Origin of the sequence: Streptococcus cristatus ATCC 51100 (assembly GCF_011612585.1) — a bacterium.
In the GTDB taxonomy this organism is placed as follows: domain Bacteria; phylum Bacillota; class Bacilli; order Lactobacillales; family Streptococcaceae; genus Streptococcus; species Streptococcus cristatus_H.
This window is the reverse complement of the sequence record NZ_CP050133.1, coordinates 1,438,977-1,455,303: the sequence shown is the minus strand read 5'-3', so window position 1 is coordinate 1,455,303 and position 16,327 is coordinate 1,438,977. Positions and strand designations below refer to the sequence as shown.

At 41.6% G+C, this 16,327-nt stretch carries 13 protein-coding genes, 1 pseudogene and 1 other annotated feature; of the genes and pseudogenes, 13 read left to right on the top strand and 1 reads right to left on the bottom strand.

All coding sequences use genetic code 11. The features are described from left to right. The first annotated feature begins 8 nt into the window (after positions 1-8). The 12 genes and pseudogenes from ftsZ (at position 9) to HBA50_RS07165 (ending at position 13,048) form a co-directional block, all read left to right on the top strand. Positions 9-1,274 (top strand): cell division protein FtsZ, encoded by a 1,266-nt coding sequence (gene ftsZ, locus HBA50_RS07220; protein ID WP_045499091.1) that lies wholly within the window; start codon positions 9-11, stop codon positions 1,272-1,274. A gap of 4 nt (positions 1,275-1,278) precedes the next feature. Continuing rightward, positions 1,279-1,950 (top strand): YggS family pyridoxal phosphate-dependent enzyme, encoded by a 672-nt coding sequence (locus HBA50_RS07215; RefSeq protein ID WP_045499092.1) that lies wholly within the window; start codon positions 1,279-1,281, stop codon positions 1,948-1,950. Between the two features lie 204 nt (positions 1,951-2,154). Next, a pseudogene (locus HBA50_RS07210) lies at positions 2,155-2,526 on the top strand (cell division protein SepF); the annotation flags it as partial. A 3-nt stretch (positions 2,527-2,529) separates the two neighbouring features. Next, complete coding sequence (locus HBA50_RS07205) at positions 2,530-2,805, top strand: YggT family protein (protein ID WP_061422496.1); 276 nt, start codon at positions 2,530-2,532, stop codon at positions 2,803-2,805. Continuing rightward, the gene (locus HBA50_RS07200; protein WP_045499097.1) at positions 2,799-3,584 is read left to right on the top strand and encodes a YlmH family RNA-binding protein; all 786 of its coding nucleotides are present in this window, start codon (positions 2,799-2,801) and stop codon (positions 3,582-3,584) included. Before HBA50_RS07205 ends, HBA50_RS07200 begins: the two co-directional genes overlap by 7 nt. A gap of 9 nt (positions 3,585-3,593) precedes the next feature. Continuing rightward, on the top strand, positions 3,594-4,379 hold the full coding sequence (locus tag HBA50_RS07195) for a DivIVA domain-containing protein (protein WP_045499100.1): 786 nt from the start codon (positions 3,594-3,596) through the stop codon (positions 4,377-4,379). Next, positions 4,379-4,582, top strand: a binding site (T-box leader). (Overlaps the previous gene by 1 nt.) A 52-nt stretch (positions 4,583-4,634) precedes the next feature. Further along, positions 4,635-7,427: an isoleucine--tRNA ligase gene (gene ileS, locus HBA50_RS07190; RefSeq protein WP_045499103.1), complete on the top strand. Its 2,793-nt coding sequence runs from the start codon at positions 4,635-4,637 to the stop codon at positions 7,425-7,427. A gap of 193 nt (positions 7,428-7,620) precedes the next feature. Then, entirely contained in the window at positions 7,621-8,073 is a 453-nt protein-coding gene (locus HBA50_RS07185; protein ID WP_045499106.1) for an NUDIX domain-containing protein, read from the top strand. A 99-nt stretch (positions 8,074-8,172) separates the two neighbouring features. Next, positions 8,173-8,475 (top strand): DUF1827 family protein, encoded by a 303-nt coding sequence (locus HBA50_RS07180; RefSeq protein WP_005590795.1) that lies wholly within the window; start codon positions 8,173-8,175, stop codon positions 8,473-8,475. A gap of 273 nt (positions 8,476-8,748) precedes the next feature. Beyond that, positions 8,749-9,873, top strand: a complete 1,125-nt coding sequence (locus tag HBA50_RS07175) for an AI-2E family transporter (protein WP_045499109.1) — start codon at positions 8,749-8,751, stop codon at positions 9,871-9,873. A gap of 97 nt (positions 9,874-9,970) precedes the next feature. Further along, positions 9,971-11,617 (top strand): phosphoenolpyruvate carboxykinase (ATP), encoded by a 1,647-nt coding sequence (locus tag HBA50_RS07170; RefSeq protein ID WP_045499112.1) that lies wholly within the window; start codon positions 9,971-9,973, stop codon positions 11,615-11,617. A 90-nt stretch (positions 11,618-11,707) separates the two neighbouring features. Further along, positions 11,708-13,048 (top strand): hemolysin family protein, encoded by a 1,341-nt coding sequence (locus HBA50_RS07165; protein ID WP_045499115.1) that lies wholly within the window; start codon positions 11,708-11,710, stop codon positions 13,046-13,048. A 354-nt stretch (positions 13,049-13,402) separates the two neighbouring features. Here HBA50_RS07165 and treR read toward each other — a convergent pair whose 3' ends face one another. Then, entirely contained in the window at positions 13,403-14,116 is a 714-nt protein-coding gene (gene treR / locus HBA50_RS07160) for a trehalose operon repressor (protein ID WP_045499118.1), read from the bottom strand. Between the two features lie 185 nt (positions 14,117-14,301). Between treR and treP the strand changes: the two genes are divergently transcribed. Next, on the top strand, positions 14,302-16,269 hold the full coding sequence (gene treP / locus HBA50_RS07155) for a PTS system trehalose-specific EIIBC component (RefSeq protein ID WP_045499120.1): 1,968 nt from the start codon (positions 14,302-14,304) through the stop codon (positions 16,267-16,269). Positions 16,270-16,327 lie beyond the last annotated feature (58 nt).

Genomic DNA, 16,327 nt, shown 5'->3' with positions numbered 1-16,327 from the left:
AATAGATTATGACATTTTCATTTGATGCGGCTGCAGCACAAGGCGCAGTCATTAAAGTAATTGGTGTCGGCGGTGGCGGCGGAAACGCTATTAACCGAATGATCGATGAAGGTCTTGCTGGTGTAGAATTTATCGCAGCAAATACAGATGTGCAAGCACTTAGCAGTGCAAAAGCAGAAACAGTTATCCAGCTTGGTCCTAAGTTGACTCGTGGTCTGGGTGCTGGAGGTCAACCTGAGGTTGGTCGTAAAGCAGCTGAAGAAAGCGAAGAAGTCTTGACAGAAGCCCTTCAAGGAGCAGACATGGTCTTTATCACTGCTGGTATGGGTGGTGGCTCTGGTACAGGAGCAGCACCAGTTATTGCTCGCATTGCTAAATCAGTAGGCGCCCTAACTGTAGCAGTTGTGACACGTCCATTTGGCTTTGAAGGAAGCAAGCGTGGTAATTTTGCCGTTGAAGGAATCAATGAACTGCGTGAACATGTAGATACTCTTTTGATTATTTCAAACAACAATCTTTTGGAAATTGTTGATAAGAAAACTCCGCTTCTCGAAGCCTTGAGTGAAGCGGATAACGTATTGCGCCAAGGGGTTCAGGGTATTACTGACTTGATTACCAGCCCTGGCTTGATTAACCTTGACTTTGCAGACGTGAAGACTGTTATGGAAAACAAAGGTAATGCTTTGATGGGTATCGGTATTGGAAGCGGTGAAGAACGTGTGATCGAAGCAGCTCGCAAAGCTATCTACTCTCCACTTCTTGAGACAACTATTGACGGTGCAGAAGACGTGATCGTCAACGTTACTGGTGGCCTAGATATGACTTTGATTGAAGCGGAAGAAGCTTCTGAAATCGTTAATCAGGCAGCTGGTCATGGTGTCAACATCTGGCTTGGTACTTCTATTGATGAGTCTATGAAGGATGAAATCCGTGTGACTGTTGTTGCAACAGGTGTTAAAGAGGATAAGGTTGATAAGGTAAGTGGATTGCAAGGCGTTAAACCTGCGAGCCGAGCTGAGCAAGTACGCTCAGCACAATCATCTGCTCATTATGATCGAAACTTCGATATGGCAGAAACAAGAGAAATGCCAGCTCCTTCTCATCGCTCAACTGTAGAAACTTCTAGAGCTTCAGCCTTTGGAGACTGGGATTTACGTCGTGAATCAATCGTTCGTCAAGCAGAACCTGTGCCTTCTAGCCGTGTAGAGCGCTTTACAGATATTAAGGAAGAAGATGACGAACTTGAAACACCGCCATTCTTTAGAAATCGCTAATTAAATGGATTTTCAAGCAAATAAAGATTTAATTTTTCAAAATGTTGCTCAAATAGTTGAAAAAGAAAATCGATTAAAGGACTCCGTAAACATTATTGCGGTTACCAAATATGTTGACTGTGAAACAGCGAAAAAACTCGTGGATACAGGAATCAAACATATTGGAGAAAATCGAGTAAATAAGTTTCTTGAAAAATATCATGCTTTAAAGGAAGAAAACCTTACCTGGCATTTGATTGGTAGTTTGCAGAGAAGAAAAGTGAAAGATGTGATCAACTATGTTGATTATTTCCATGCTTTAGACTCTGTCAAATTGGCTCAAGAAATCAACAAGCGAGCAGATCATGTGATTAATTGTTTCTTGCAAGTGAATATTTCAAAAGAAGAAAGCAAGCACGGTTTTTTAGTTGAAGAACTAGATAGTGTTTTACCAGAGCTTGTAGCCTTAGAAAATATTTGCATTGTTGGCCTGATGACCATGGCTCCACTCGAAGCTGATCATCAAGAGCTGAATCAGATTTTTTCAGAGGCACATCAGCTTCAACAAAACTTACAAAGCAAACAGTTAAAAAACATGCCCTTTTCTGATTTGAGTATGGGAATGAGCCGTGATTATCCAGAAGCGATTGCCAACGGCTCAACCTATGTCAGAATCGGAACAGCATTTTTTAAATAGGAAAGAACTATGTCATTTAAAGATAAATTTGATAAATTTATAGAATACTTTACAGAAGATGGGGAGAAGTCTGACTTACCAGTACAGCCTTCAGATGAATCTGATTCTGTTTTGAAGCCTGCAGAGATCGAGCCAGTTCCGGCTGCATCGGCAAAGGAAAACGCACGTACTCGTTCAGCTTCTTCACAAGTCCAACAAAAGCCTGCAACGGAAAATATTACTAGATTGCATGCTCGCCAACAAGAACTGGCTCAGCATCGAGTGAAATCTAGTGAGAAGGTTACGATTGATGTTCGCTATCCGAAAAAATATGAGGAAGCAACAGAGGTTGTTGATTTACTTGTGGCGAATGAGAGTATCTTAATTGATTTTCAATATATGACAGAGGTACAAGCAAGACGTTGCTTGGATTATCTTGATGGGGCGCGCTATGTTTTGGCTGGGAACTTGAGAAAAGTTGCTAGTACCATGTACTTACTCACTCCAATCAATGTTGTTGTCAATGTAGAAGATATTCGCCTTCCAAACGATGTGGATCTGAGTGAATACGATTTTGATATGAAACGCAGCAGATAATTAATGATTTACTTTATTTTAAAATTAGTTTCTAATCTAATTGATCTTTACTCCCTTCTCGTCTTCGTCTATGCACTCTTGTCTTGGTTCCCTGGAGCTTACCAAACAGCCCTAGGAAGGCTTGTCGGTTCTCTGGTTGAACCATTTTTGCGTTTGTTCCGCAGGTTACCCTTGCAGTTTGGTAGATTAGACTTTACTGTTCTGGCGGCACTTTTTGCCTTGAGAGTGCTTGATACCTTATTTCTACACTTCCTCGCTTCCTTGTTATTGCTATGGTAAACAATATCTATCAGCATTATTCTCAGGATGATCAAGATTTTCTGGATAAAAGCATGGAATTGCTTCAAAGAGTAGAAAATCAATATAGCTATGAGACGACTGCTTTTTTGAATCCTCATCAGGTCAATATTCTCAAAAATTTGAGTAAGCAATATGATGTGCAAGTATTTGCTAGTTCAGATTATTTTCCAAGCGAGTTTGCTAAAGTGTTGATTGCACCTAGCTATTACCAATTAGAACTCGAAGATTTCGATGTGGTCTTGCTAGAGATTACCTATGCAAGTAAGTTCTATAAGGTGACTCATTCACAAATTATGGGAACCCTTTTGCATCAGCTAGGGATTGAGAGGCGGACGTTTGGCGATATTATCGTCGTGGATGACCGTGCACAGGTATTTGTGGATAGAAGATTAGAAGAATATTTCATTACGAATGTTTCTAAAATAGCTAAAGTTCCAGTTCGGCTAAGAAGAGTTGATTTCAGAGAGCAGCTACAAGAGTCACCGGCGACTAAAACAACAGATGTTCTGGTCTCTAGTCTCAGATTGGATAAGCTGGTAGCGATAGTGTTTAAGTTATCACGCAGTCAAGCTGTGGAACTAATCATGGGGAAGCAGGTAAAGCAGAACTACAGAACCATTGATAATCCTAGTCACCAGCTCTCTCTGGGAGATTTGATTAGCGTTAGGAAATATGGAAGATTTAAGATTTTAACAGAAAATGGTTTTTCCAAAAATGGGAAGCATAAACTAACAGTTGAATTATTACCTAGCAAATAAGGAGGAAATATGGCACTAACATCATTAGATATTAGAGATAAAGCTTTTTCGACCAAATTTAGAGGGTATGATATTGATGAAGTTGAAGAATTTCTTGATATCATTGTCAATGATTATGAGGAACTAATCCGCGAGAATCATGAGAAAGAAGCAAAAATCCGCAATCTTGAAGAGCGCCTAATTTATTTTGATGAAATGAAAGACTCGCTCAGCCAATCTGTTTTGATTGCACAAGATACAGCAGAGCGGGTCAAACAGGCAGCACAAGAGCGTTCAGGAAATATTGTGCAGCAAGCAGAGCAAGATGCGCAACGTTTATTAGATAGAGCTAAGTATAAGGCAAATGACATTCTTCGTCAGGCTACAGATAATGCTAAAAGAGTAGCTGTTGAGACAGAAGAATTAAAAAATAAAACGCGTGTCTTCCATCAGCGCCTCAAATCGACGATTGAAAGTCAACTAAGTATTGTTGACTCTCCAGATTGGGAAGATATCCTTCGCCCGACTGCTACCTATCTCCAAACCAGTGATGAAGCCTTTAAAATGGTAGTTGAAGAAGCGCTTGGAGAAAAAGTCGAGCTAGAGGAAGAAGTGGATGTTACGCGCCAATTCTCACCTGAAGAATTAGCTGAATTGCAAGAACGAATTGAGCAAGCAAATCGAGAATTGGCAGAAACACAGACCCTTCAGACCATAGATGAAGAGTTGATTCAAGCACAACAGAAAGAAATTTTAGAATCAGTAAAACGTTCAGAATCGGATGAAGATTCTAAAGTTCCAGTAGATCTTTTATAATAAGTGCAGAAACACAAGGCAAATAAAATATTTTCAGCGAGCAGGTGGTGGTGAAAGACCTGTAATCCCTTTTGTTTGACTTATCATTCTGCTTCATCGTTTCTGAAGCGAGTAAGAAACGACGTCGGCCTACGTTACAGGCTAAGAGGGACAGGTTTTTTCCTGTCTAAACAAAGGTGGTACCACGAATTTTCGTCCTTTCGGAGAAGTTTGTGGTTTTTTATTTTGAAAATTATGATGGAATAAGGAGACTAAATGAAACTCAAAGAAACCCTGAATCTTGGGAAAACTGCATTTCCAATGCGTGCTGGCCTTCCAACCAAAGAACCAGTTTGGCAAAAAGAATGGGAAGAAGCAAAACTTTACCAACGTCGTCAAGAATTGAACCAAGGAAAACCGCATTTCACTTTGCATGATGGACCTCCATATGCAAACGGAAATATCCACGTTGGACACGCTATGAACAAGATTTCTAAAGATATTATTGTTCGTTCAAAATCGATGTCAGGATTTTATGCGCCTTACATCCCAGGTTGGGATACTCATGGTCTCCCAATCGAGCAAGTCTTGGCAAAACAAGGTGTCAAACGCAAAGAAATGGACTTGGTTGAGTACTTGAAACTTTGCCGTGAGTATGCTCTCTCTCAAGTTGACAAACAGCGAGAAGACTTTAAACGTTTGGGTGTTTCTGGTGACTGGGAAAACCCTTATGTGACCTTGACTCCAGACTATGAAGCGGCTCAAATCCGTGTCTTCGGTGAAATGGCTAAGAAAGGCTATATCTATCGTGGTGCCAAGCCAGTTTACTGGTCATGGTCTTCTGAGTCAGCCCTTGCTGAAGCGGAAATTGAGTACCATGATTTGCTTTCAACTTCCCTTTACTATGCTAACCGCGTCAAAGACGGAAAAGGTGTGCTAGATACGGATACCTATATCGTTGTATGGACAACCACGCCATTTACCATCACAGCTTCTCGTGGATTGACAGTTGGAGCAGATATTGATTACGTTTTGGTCCAACCTGCTGGTGAAGCTCGTAAGTTTGTGGTTGCTGCAGAGTTGTTGAATAGTTTGTCTGAGAAATTTGGTTGGGCTGATGTGCAAGTCTTGGCGACCTACCGTGGTCAAGAATTGAACCACATTGTGACAGTCCACCCATGGGATACAGCTGTAGATGAGTTGGTGATCCTTGGTGACCACGTTACGACTGACTCTGGTACAGGTATTGTCCATACAGCCCCTGGTTTTGGTGAGGATGACTACAATGTCGGTGTTGCTAATGGACTAGAAGTTGCTGTAACTGTAAACGAACGCGGGATCATGATGGAAAATGCTGGTCCTGACTTTGCAGGTCAGTTCTACGACAAGGTGGTACCAACTGTTATCGAAAAACTTGGCAATCTACTCCTTGCGCAAGAAGAAATCTCTCACTCATATCCATTTGACTGGCGTACGAAAAAACCAATCATCTGGCGTGCAGTGCCACAGTGGTTTGCTTCTGTATCTAAATTCCGCCAAGAAATCTTGGATGAAATTGAAAAAGTGAAATTTCACTCAGAATGGGGGAAAGTTCGTCTTTACAACATGATTCGTGACCGTGGCGACTGGGTCATCTCTCGCCAACGTGCTTGGGGAGTTCCCCTTCCTATCTTCTACGCAGAAGACGGCACACCAATCATGACAGCTGAGACCATCGAACATGTGGCTCAACTCTTTGAAGAGCACGGCTCTATTGTCTGGTGGGAACGTGATGCTAAAGACCTTTTGCCAGAAGGATTTACCCATCCAGGTTCACCAAATGGCGAGTTCAAGAAAGAAACGGACATTATGGATGTTTGGTTCGACTCAGGCTCATCATGGAATGGAGTTGTAGTAAACCGCCCAGAACTCAAATACCCAGCAGACCTTTACCTAGAAGGTTCTGACCAATACCGTGGTTGGTTCAACTCATCACTCATCACATCAGTTGCCAACCATGGCGTGGCTCCTTACAAACAAATCTTATCACAAGGATTTGCCCTTGACGGTAAAGGTGAGAAGATGTCTAAATCTCTTGGAAATACCATTGCTCCAAGCGATGTTGAGAAACAATTTGGTGCGGAAATCTTGCGTCTCTGGGTAACAAGTGTTGACTCAAGCAACGACGTGCGTATCTCTATGGATATCTTGAGCCAAGTCTCTGAAACTTACCGTAAGATTCGCAACACCCTTCGTTTCTTGATTGCTAATACATCTGACTTTAACCCAGCGCAGGACGCAGTCGCTTACGATGAGCTTCGTTCTGTTGATAAGTACATGACTATCCGCTTTAACCAGCTTGTCAAGACGATTCGTGATGCTTATGCTGATTTTGAATTTTTGACAATCTACAAGGCCTTGGTGAACTTTATCAACGTTGACTTGTCAGCCTTCTATCTTGACTTCGCTAAAGACGTTGTCTACATCGAAGGTGCCAAATCACTTGAACGTCGCCAAATGCAGACTGTCTTCTATGACATTCTTGTCAAAATCACCAAACTCTTGACACCAATCCTTCCTCACACAGCGGAAGAAATCTGGTCATATCTTGAGTTTGAAGCTGAAGAATTCGTTCAATTGTCAGAATTACCAGAAGCTCAAACATTTGCTAATCAAGAAGAAATCTTGGATACCTGGGCAGCTTTCATGGACTTCCGTGGACAAGCTCAAAAAGCTCTGGAAGAAGCTCGTAATGCCAAAGTGATCGGTAAATCACTTGAAGCTCACTTGACTGTTTATCCTAATGAAATCGTGAAAACTCTACTCGAAGCAGTAAACAGCAATGTAGCTCAACTTTTGATCGTGTCAGACTTGACTATTGCAGATGGACCAGCTCCAGAAGCTGCCGTTAGCTTTGAGGATGTTGCCTTTACAGTTGAACGTGCTGCAGGTGAAGTGTGTGACCGTTGCCGTCGTATCGATCCAACTACTGCAGACCGTAGCTATCATGCAGTTATCTGTGACCACTGTGCAAGCATCGTAGAAGAAAACTTTGCGGATGCAGTTGCAGAAGGCTTTGAAGAAAAATAATCCAGTCTAATATGACTAAGTTTGACTGATAGCTAGTAGAAGAAGTCCCGCCTCAACTGAGGCGGGCTTTTTTACTTGAGAACTAAGGGGCTAAGCTTCCTTTTGAAAGCTGAAAAAATAAGTTCAAACTCTTGACAGGCTAGTATAAGTTATTTATGATAGTAGTAAAGATTAGAAGGAATGAGGAAAGATAATGACCCATCCAGTTTTTGGAGTTCATGAGGAAAATGTCGAGTATGTGACACGATATGGAGTTTACGCAGTGATTCCGGATGAAAAGAAAGAAAATATTATTTTAGTACAAGCTCCTAATGGCGCTTGGTTTCTTCCTGGAGGACAAATGGAAGAAGGAGAGGCCCAGCTGGCTACTCTCGAGCGGGAATTGCTGGAAGAGCTTGGTTTTAGCATTCAAGTAGGAGATTACTTTGGTCAAGCGGACGAGTATTTTTATTCTCGCCACCGGGACACGCATTTTTATAATCCCGCCTATATTTACGAAGCCCTTTCTTATCAAGAAGTAGAAAATCCACTGGAAGATTTTAATAATCTAGCATGGTTTCCTGTAGATCTTGCAATAGAAAAATTGAAACGTGGCAGCCATAAATGGGGGATTGAGCAGTGGAAGCGCAAATATCAGAATAACTAACCTGCTATATGTAAAATGATATAAATTACAGGTAATCGTTCACAATTCCTGAAAAACGTGTTATAATAATAGCGACGATTTAAGGTAGGAGGCAAATGAATGAAGCTTATAAATACGACGAATACCCACGCAGAATTAGTAAAAAATCAGTTGGAAAGTACAGATGCAACGCTGGTAGAAGTTTATTCTGCGGGCAATAGTGATGTTATTTTCACAGAGGCTCCTAGCCATTACGAAATTCTCATTTCAAATAAGCATCGCGCAATCAGAGAGCAAGAAATTGAAAAAATTAGAGAATTCTTTTTGAAACGAAAAATTGACCAAAAGAATATTGACGCCTCTGCCATTCGGACAATCTATGCCAATAGTTTGATTGAGATTTCAATCCCGATTAAAGGATAATGACTTGTTTACGGGTTTAAACAGTTTTACATTCTCAATTGTATTCTTTGCTTCCTGATGGAAGTAATAGCAAAATCACTTGAAAGACTCCGCTTTTCAGCTCTTGCTTTCAGGTGTTTTTTTATTTGTCTGATTTAGATTTTGAATTGTGTGATCTTTTCTGACTAGCCAAATTCTTTGAACTTAATAATGTTTTCGTTTTTCTACTTGATTTTATGAAATCACCTTTATTTTATGATAAATTATGGTAAAATAACTTGGAGGAGAGTAAAGATGTTTCATAAAAGTAAGTTAATGTTTTGGACCAGTGAAGTCTTGCTGCTGACGATCATCTTTTTCATCTGGCGCCAGATGGGAGATATGATTACGCCAGTGGTGAGCGTTATCAATACGATTTTAATTCCTTTTGTTATGGGAGGATTTCTCTACTATATCACAAATCCTTTGGTGACACTGCTCGAAAAAAAGTTGAAAATCAATCGAATTTTTGGGATTTTAATCACGCTTTTCCTACTCTTTGGCCTAGTGACAGTCGGAGTAATCTACCTCTTGCCAATTTTGATTAACCAGCTGTCCAGCTTAATCAACTCGACACAAAATCTCTATTGGGAAATTCAGAGTTTTGTTAATCAATTATCCAAAAATCCTTTATTTAAGAGTTTGAATATTCAGTCTACTATCCAGCAGCTCAATCTGTCCTATGTAGATATTCTGCAAAATATTTTAAATAGTGTTACCAATAGTCTGGGTAGCGTAGTGTCTGCTGTCATCAATACCCTCATGATTCTCATCATGACGCCGATTTTTTTGGTCTACTTCCTGATGGATGGGCACAAGCTTTTGCCTATGCTGGAGCGGACCGTTCTCAAGCGCGATAAGCTCAATATATCCGGTCTCTTGACCAATCTCAATGCGACGGTTGCCCGTTATATCAGCGGTATTTCAATTGATGCCTTGCTGATTGGGACCTTAGCTTATATTGGTTACAGTGTCATTGGACTCAAGTATGCCTTAGTCTTTGCTATTTTCTCAGCTTTGGCTAACTTGATCCCTTATGTGGGCCCTAGTATCGGCTTGATTCCCATGTTGATCACCTACTTTTTTACCGACCCTCATAAAATGCTGGCAGCCTTGATCTATATGTTGATCATCCAGCAGATTGATGGGAATATCCTCTATCCTCGTATTGTTGGGAGCGTTATGAAGGTGCATCCCATTACGATTATGGTTCTCTTGCTTCTATCTAGTAATATTTATGGTATTATGGGCATGATTGTAGCGATTCCGACCTACTCTATCCTCAAGGAAATTGTGAAATTCCTCGCCAATCTTTATGATAATCACAAAGAAGCTCAGCAGCAAAAGAAGAATGAAGAATTTGGTATTATAAAAAAATAGGAGAAAGCTCGCCTTTCTCTTTTTTACTGCATTTTTTATGGTCTATCATTGGATATTTATGCTAAAATAATAGTAATAGCATAAAGGAGGTATCGTTATGGTAACACGTCGTAAATTTTCTCCGCAAGAAATAAGAAAAGATTCTTTGTATTTTTCGCCCTTGAAGACCATTGTAGAGACAGCCTTTTATGAGAATCAGGTTCAGGCAATCAAGACCGTAGAAGAGGCCTATCAGCTGGCCTCAGTAGCTGCTGGAACGGTTGTGCTGGACATGCCGGTGATTCATACTAAGGAGCTGGGACTTCCTTCTTATGCCCGCGTTTTATTAACTAACTCGGGGGCTGTTGTCGGTCGAACTGCTAAGGCTAGACGAATTTATGGCAGAGATCGTCAGGAAGATGAGCACTTGCTGTTTCTGGTTCGTAGTGCTGTTTATCAGGCACATCAGAGGACCTTTTATAAGGCAGATGCAGTCGTGGGGCTGGATGAGGACTTCATGGTTTGCGCCCATCTGATGGTTCCTCAGGAAGAAATCAATAATCTTTATTCTTGGCTCTTGAATTTCCAGATTTTGGACGAGGAATTTAAGAACCGCCTACGAGCTTCTAAAAAGTACGAGGAAAATGATATCTTTGTCTTTTTTGATCCCAAGTGGACGCATCCAGACTATCCTGAAGGTTTGGTTTACTTTGATACCAATCATAATTGTGCCGTTATTCTGGGCTTAAATTATTTCGGAGAACTGAAAAAGGCGACCTTGACTTTAGCCTGGGGGACGGCTGCCAGAAATGGCTATGTTGCCTGCCACGGAGGTCTGAAAATCTTCAAGCAGAAGACGGAAAAAGAAGACTATGTTGCATCTTTCTTTGGTCTATCCGGTTCAGGAAAATCCACATTGACGCATGCCAAACATGGCCATAAATATGATATCAAGGTTCTCCATGACGATGCCTTCATTATCTCAGTCAAGGATGGCTCCTCTATTGCCCTCGAACCGTCTTATTTTGACAAGACTAATGACTATCCTACAGGCCATAGTGAGCAGGATTTCTTTGTCACCGTGCAGAATTGTGGAGTGACGCTGGATGAAAACGGGCGGAAAAAGCTAGTGACTGAGGACATCCGTAACGGGAATGGACGGACTGTCAAATCGCGTTTTGCGACCCCAAATCGAGTAGACAGAATTGATGAGCCCATCAATGCTATCTTCTGGATCATGAAAGATGATTCTCTGCCGCCACTGGTTAAGATCAATGATCCGCTGATGGCTTCCACAATGGGCTGCACCCTGATGACCAAGCGCTCAAATGCTGAGAATGTCACTGGCTTGCACGAAGACTTGGTTATTGAGCCTTATGCCAATCCTTTCCGCGTTTATCCACTGGTGGAAGATTATCGGAAATTCCGTCGTTTATTTGAGTCAGGAGTTGCTTGCTACATTATCAATACTGGTTTTTATATGGGCAAGGGGATATCAAAGGAAGTATCTTTAGATATTATTGAGCAGATTGTAGAGGGAAGGGCTCAATTTAAGCCCTTTGGTCCTTTGGAAGGTTTTGAATACTTGGATTATAAGGGCTATGCTGTTCCAAACTTTGATGACAAGTACAGACAGCTCATTCGTGAAAGAATGCAGGTCCGTTTAAACTTTCTATTGGCCTTTAATCAGAAATATCCCAAGACAGCCCTGCCTGTTGGAGCTATTTCTCGGCTAGAAAAAGTCTTGCAGGACTTAGAGGATTAGTCTGCAAAACGCTTTCCCATAAATCCTTGTGCACGAATCCCAAAAATATGTTATAATCAAAGCTGATTATAATTTTTAGGAGAAGAATCCATGGAAGACCCTGGCAGTCAGAGTATTTTATTGCAAGCAATACTGCTATTTGTTTTAACCTTACTAAATGCCTTTTTCTCAGCTTCTGAGATGGCGATGGTGTCGCTCAATCGAGCTCGCGTCGAGCAGAAAGCCGAAGAAGGCGATGCCAAATACGTTCGTTTATTAAAAGTCCTCGAAAGTCCCAATAATTTTCTGTCAACGATTCAGGTCGGTATCACTGTCATCAATATCCTGTCGGGGGCAAGCTTTGCGGATAATCTAGGGAAAATCTTTGCTTCTTGGATGGGTGATTCCAAGACGGCACATGCAGTTGCTAGTTTCTTGGCCCTTGCTCTCTTGACTTATATTTCCATTGTTTTGGGGGAGCTTTATCCTAAGAGAATCGCTATGAATCTTAAGGATAGTTTGGCTATTCGGACTGCACCAGTGATTATCTTCCTCGGGAAAATTGTCAGTCCGTTTGTCTGGTTGCTTTCAGCCTCTACCAATCTTCTCAGTCAGATGACGCCGATGAAGTTTGATGATGCGGATGAAAAAATGACCCGAGATGAGATTGAGTACATGCTGACCAATAGTGAGGAGACGCTGGATGCAGATGAAATCGAAATGCTGCAGGGGATTTTCTCGCTGGATGAAATGGTGGCGCGTGAACTCATGGTGCCACGGACAGATGCCTTTATGGTTGATATTCAGGATGATACCAAGGAAATCATCGAAAGTATCCTCAAGCAAAATTTCTCACGAATTCCTGTCTATGATGGTGATAAGGACAATGTGATCGGTTTGATTCATACCAAGCGCTTGCTAAATGAAGCCTTCGCCAATGGATTCGACAATCTAAACCTCCGCAAGATTCTGCAAGAGCCACTCTTTGTCCCTGAAACGATTTTCGTGGATGATTTGCTCAAATCTCTCCGGAATACTCAAAATCAAATGGCGATTCTGCTGGATGAGTATGGTGGTATGGCAGGTCTCGTGACGCTTGAAGACTTGCTGGAAGAAATCGTCGGTGAAATCGAAGACGAGACAGACAAGGTTGCTATCGAGGTTCATGAAATCGGTGAGAATACCTATATTGTTTTAGGAACGATGACCCTCAATGACTTTAATGAATATTTTGAAGTTGAAATCGATAGTGATGATGTGGATACTATTGCTGGTTATTATCTGACTGGTGTTGGAACCATTCCAAATCCAACAGAGCGGCTCAGCTATGAAGTGGAAAGCCAGAATAAAAAACTGATTTTGACCAATGACAAGGTCAAAAATGGCCGTGTCACTAAGGTGAAAGTGGAAATATCTGAAATGATTGAAGAAGATGAAGAAGCTGAAAAATAAATTCAGCTTCTTTTGTTTTAAGTTTTCCGCAAGATTTTTATAAGGAATGCTTAAGCTGAAAGTCTTATACTAGTCTCAACAAATAAGAAATGAGGACAGTCCAATGACATATAAAGTAAAAGTAACCTATCAGAAATCATTCATTCGCTCCAAGTTAAACGAAGCAGCCTAACCAGTAATAGCAATAGAAGCAAGAAATAGATTCTCGTATCAACATTTCATAAATTTTTCATATCATCTCCTAAATATAAAAAACGTATAAAACTAAACAACAAACCAAAGAACAGGAAAACTCCTCTGCTCGCTAGATTTTAGCTGACAGAGGAGATTTTTTATGTTTGCTGAATCAAGATTTCATTCTTTCTGCCGAGTAGCAAAGTCCACAAAGCGAAATTTATCTAGTTTGTGCCGACTCTCTGTGTATTGAAACTGGCGGCCATCAGCTAGATAGACCTGAGATTTGATAGAAACGACATGCTGGTCTCGGCCAATGTCCAGAAGGATCTGATCTTGGTCACTAACATGATCGATTGTAATTTCTTTTCTAGCATAGGCAATGTTAAGCTTTAAGGTTTCTTCTAAGTAGGCATAGATAGAATGCTCTCCGATTTCTCTGGTTAGATCTGGCACCAAGCTTTTATCTAGATAGTCAATATCCAAGACAGAAGCGATATTGTCGACCACTCGCTGCCGGACAATACGCCAAACCAAGCGGTACTCTGGAAATCCAGTTGTTTTTGAGAGCTTTTTATCTACAGTGATCTTATCAAGGCTGATGACATTGGTCTTGGATTGAAGCTGATGCTGTGCCACTAATTCTTGATAACTGGTTAAGTTAGAAACAGGGAAGTCTAGTTGTTTCTGTTTGACGACTTTGGAGCCCTGCCCCCGCACTTTCTTAATCAGTCCCTCTTCTTGCAAGAGCGCTAAAGCCTTGCGAACTGTATCCCGACTGACTTGGTAGATTTCCATCAGCTGATGTTCACTAGGAAGAAAGTCACCGAGCTGGTATTTTTCGCCTAGAATATCTCTTTCAAGTTGTTTGAATAATTGTTTGTATTTCTTCATAAATCCCTCTCTTGTATTATTTTTACCATACAACTATCAAAATTTTAGCAGAAATCTTCTATTTTTAAAACAAACAAGTTGCATACAGGATTGTTATCGATTACAATTGAGTTTGTAAGCTAGTCAGGAAACTAGCGGTATCAAAATATAAGGAGAGTGCTGGATGATTTCCAGCCACAAGTCAAATGGGAAAATTTGAAAAGGAAGCTAAGGATTTGCTGAAGGCAATTGGCGGCAAAGAGAATGTTACAGCGGTCACTCACTGTGCGACTCGGATGCGTTTCGTACTTGGTGACGAAAAGAAAGCCAATGTTAAGGCCATTGAAGCCATTCCAGTCGTAAAAGGAACCTTTACCAATGCTGGGCAGTTCCAAGTCATTATTGGAAATGACGTACCGATTTTTTATAATGATTTCACAGCTGTATCAGGTATTGAGGGCGTTTCCAAAGAAGCAGCCAAGTCAGCAGCTAAGAGTAATCAAAATCCAGTTCAGCGGGTCATGACGACTCTAGCTGAAATCTTCACTCCAATCATTCCAGCCCTGATTGTCGGTGGATTGATCCTCGGCTTTCGGAATGTTCTTGAAGGCGTTCATTGGTCTATGTTGGATGGGAAAACCATCACAGAAGTGTCTCAATTCTGGGCTGGGATCAACCATTTCTTGTGGCTTCCAGGTGAAGCGATTTTCCAATTCTTACCAGTAGGAATCACTTGGTCTGTTTCTCGTAAGATGGGAACTAGCCAGATTCTGGGTATTGTCTTGGGGATCTGTTTGGTGTCACCGCAGCTACTCAATGCTTACGCCGTGGCATCGACACCAGCAGCTGAAATCGCTAAGAATTGGGTTTGGGATTTCGGTTTCTTCACTGTTAATCGTATCGGCTATCAAGCGCAGGTTATTCCAGCTTTGCTGGCAGGACTTTCCTTGTCTTATCTAGAAATCTTCTGGCGGAAACATATTCCAGAAGTGGTTTCTATGATTTTTGTGCCTTTCTTATCATTGATTCCAGCCTTGATCTTGGCTCATACAGTCTTGGGTCCTATCGGTTGGGCAATTGGTCAGGGACTTTCAACAGTTGTTCTGGCAGGTTTAACTGGTCCTGTTAAATGGCTCTTTGGTGCTGTCTTTGGTGCCCTTTATGCTCCGTTTGTTATCACAGGTCTTCACCACATGACCAATGCCATTGATACTCAGTTGGTAGCGGATGCCGGTGGTACTGGTCTGTGGCCCATGATTGCTCTGTCAAATATTGCTCAAGGTTCAGCTGTTTTTGCTTATTACCTTATGAATCGTCACGATGAGCGGGAAGCACAAATTTCCTTGCCAGCTACTATTTCGGCTTACCTTGGTGTTACGGAACCAGCCCTTTTCGGGGTCAATGTCAAGTACATCTATCCGTTCGTTGCGGGAATGATCGGTTCGTCTATTGCTGGTCTACTCTCTGTAACCTTTAATATCACGGCCAATGCTATCGGGATTGGTGGCTTACCAGGTATTCTTTCTATCCAAGCAAAATATATGCTTCCATTTGCAGGGGTGATGCTTGTCGCAATCGTTGTACCAATGGCTTTGACCTTTTTCTTCCGCAAAGCAGGATTTTTCACAAAAATGGAAGACGATACAGAACTGCAAGCAGAATTTGCAGCTCAAGAAGAAGCAGAATTCGCTCATCAGGAAACAAAGATTGTCGCACCAGTAGAAATCGTTAGTCCTCTTGCTGGTAAAGTAAAAGAACTCAGTCAGGCAACGGATCCAGTATTTTCATCAGGTGTGATGGGACAGGGCTTAGTGATTGAGCCAAGTGAAGGTGAGTTAGTGTCACCTGTGAACGGTACGGTGACTGTTCTCTTCCCAACCAAACATGCCGTCTGCATTGTATCGGACGAAGGTGTGGAAATGCTTATGCATATCGGGATGGATACGGTCGGTCTAGATGGCAAGGGCTTTGAGGCCCATATTGCGCAAGGCGATCATGTGGCTATTGGACAAAAACTGATTAGCTTCGATATGGATGTCATCAAGGCTGCAGGTCTCGTGACAGAAACACCTGTCATTATCACCAATCAGGATGCTTTTGTAGCAGATATAAGTGGAGAATATCCTAGCCATATCAAACGCGGTGATAAATTGATGACAGCAAAACGCATTTAGGAATAGTTAACTCATGGGATGGCGGCTCCGAGCCCCTCCCTTTTATCAAAAAAGGAGA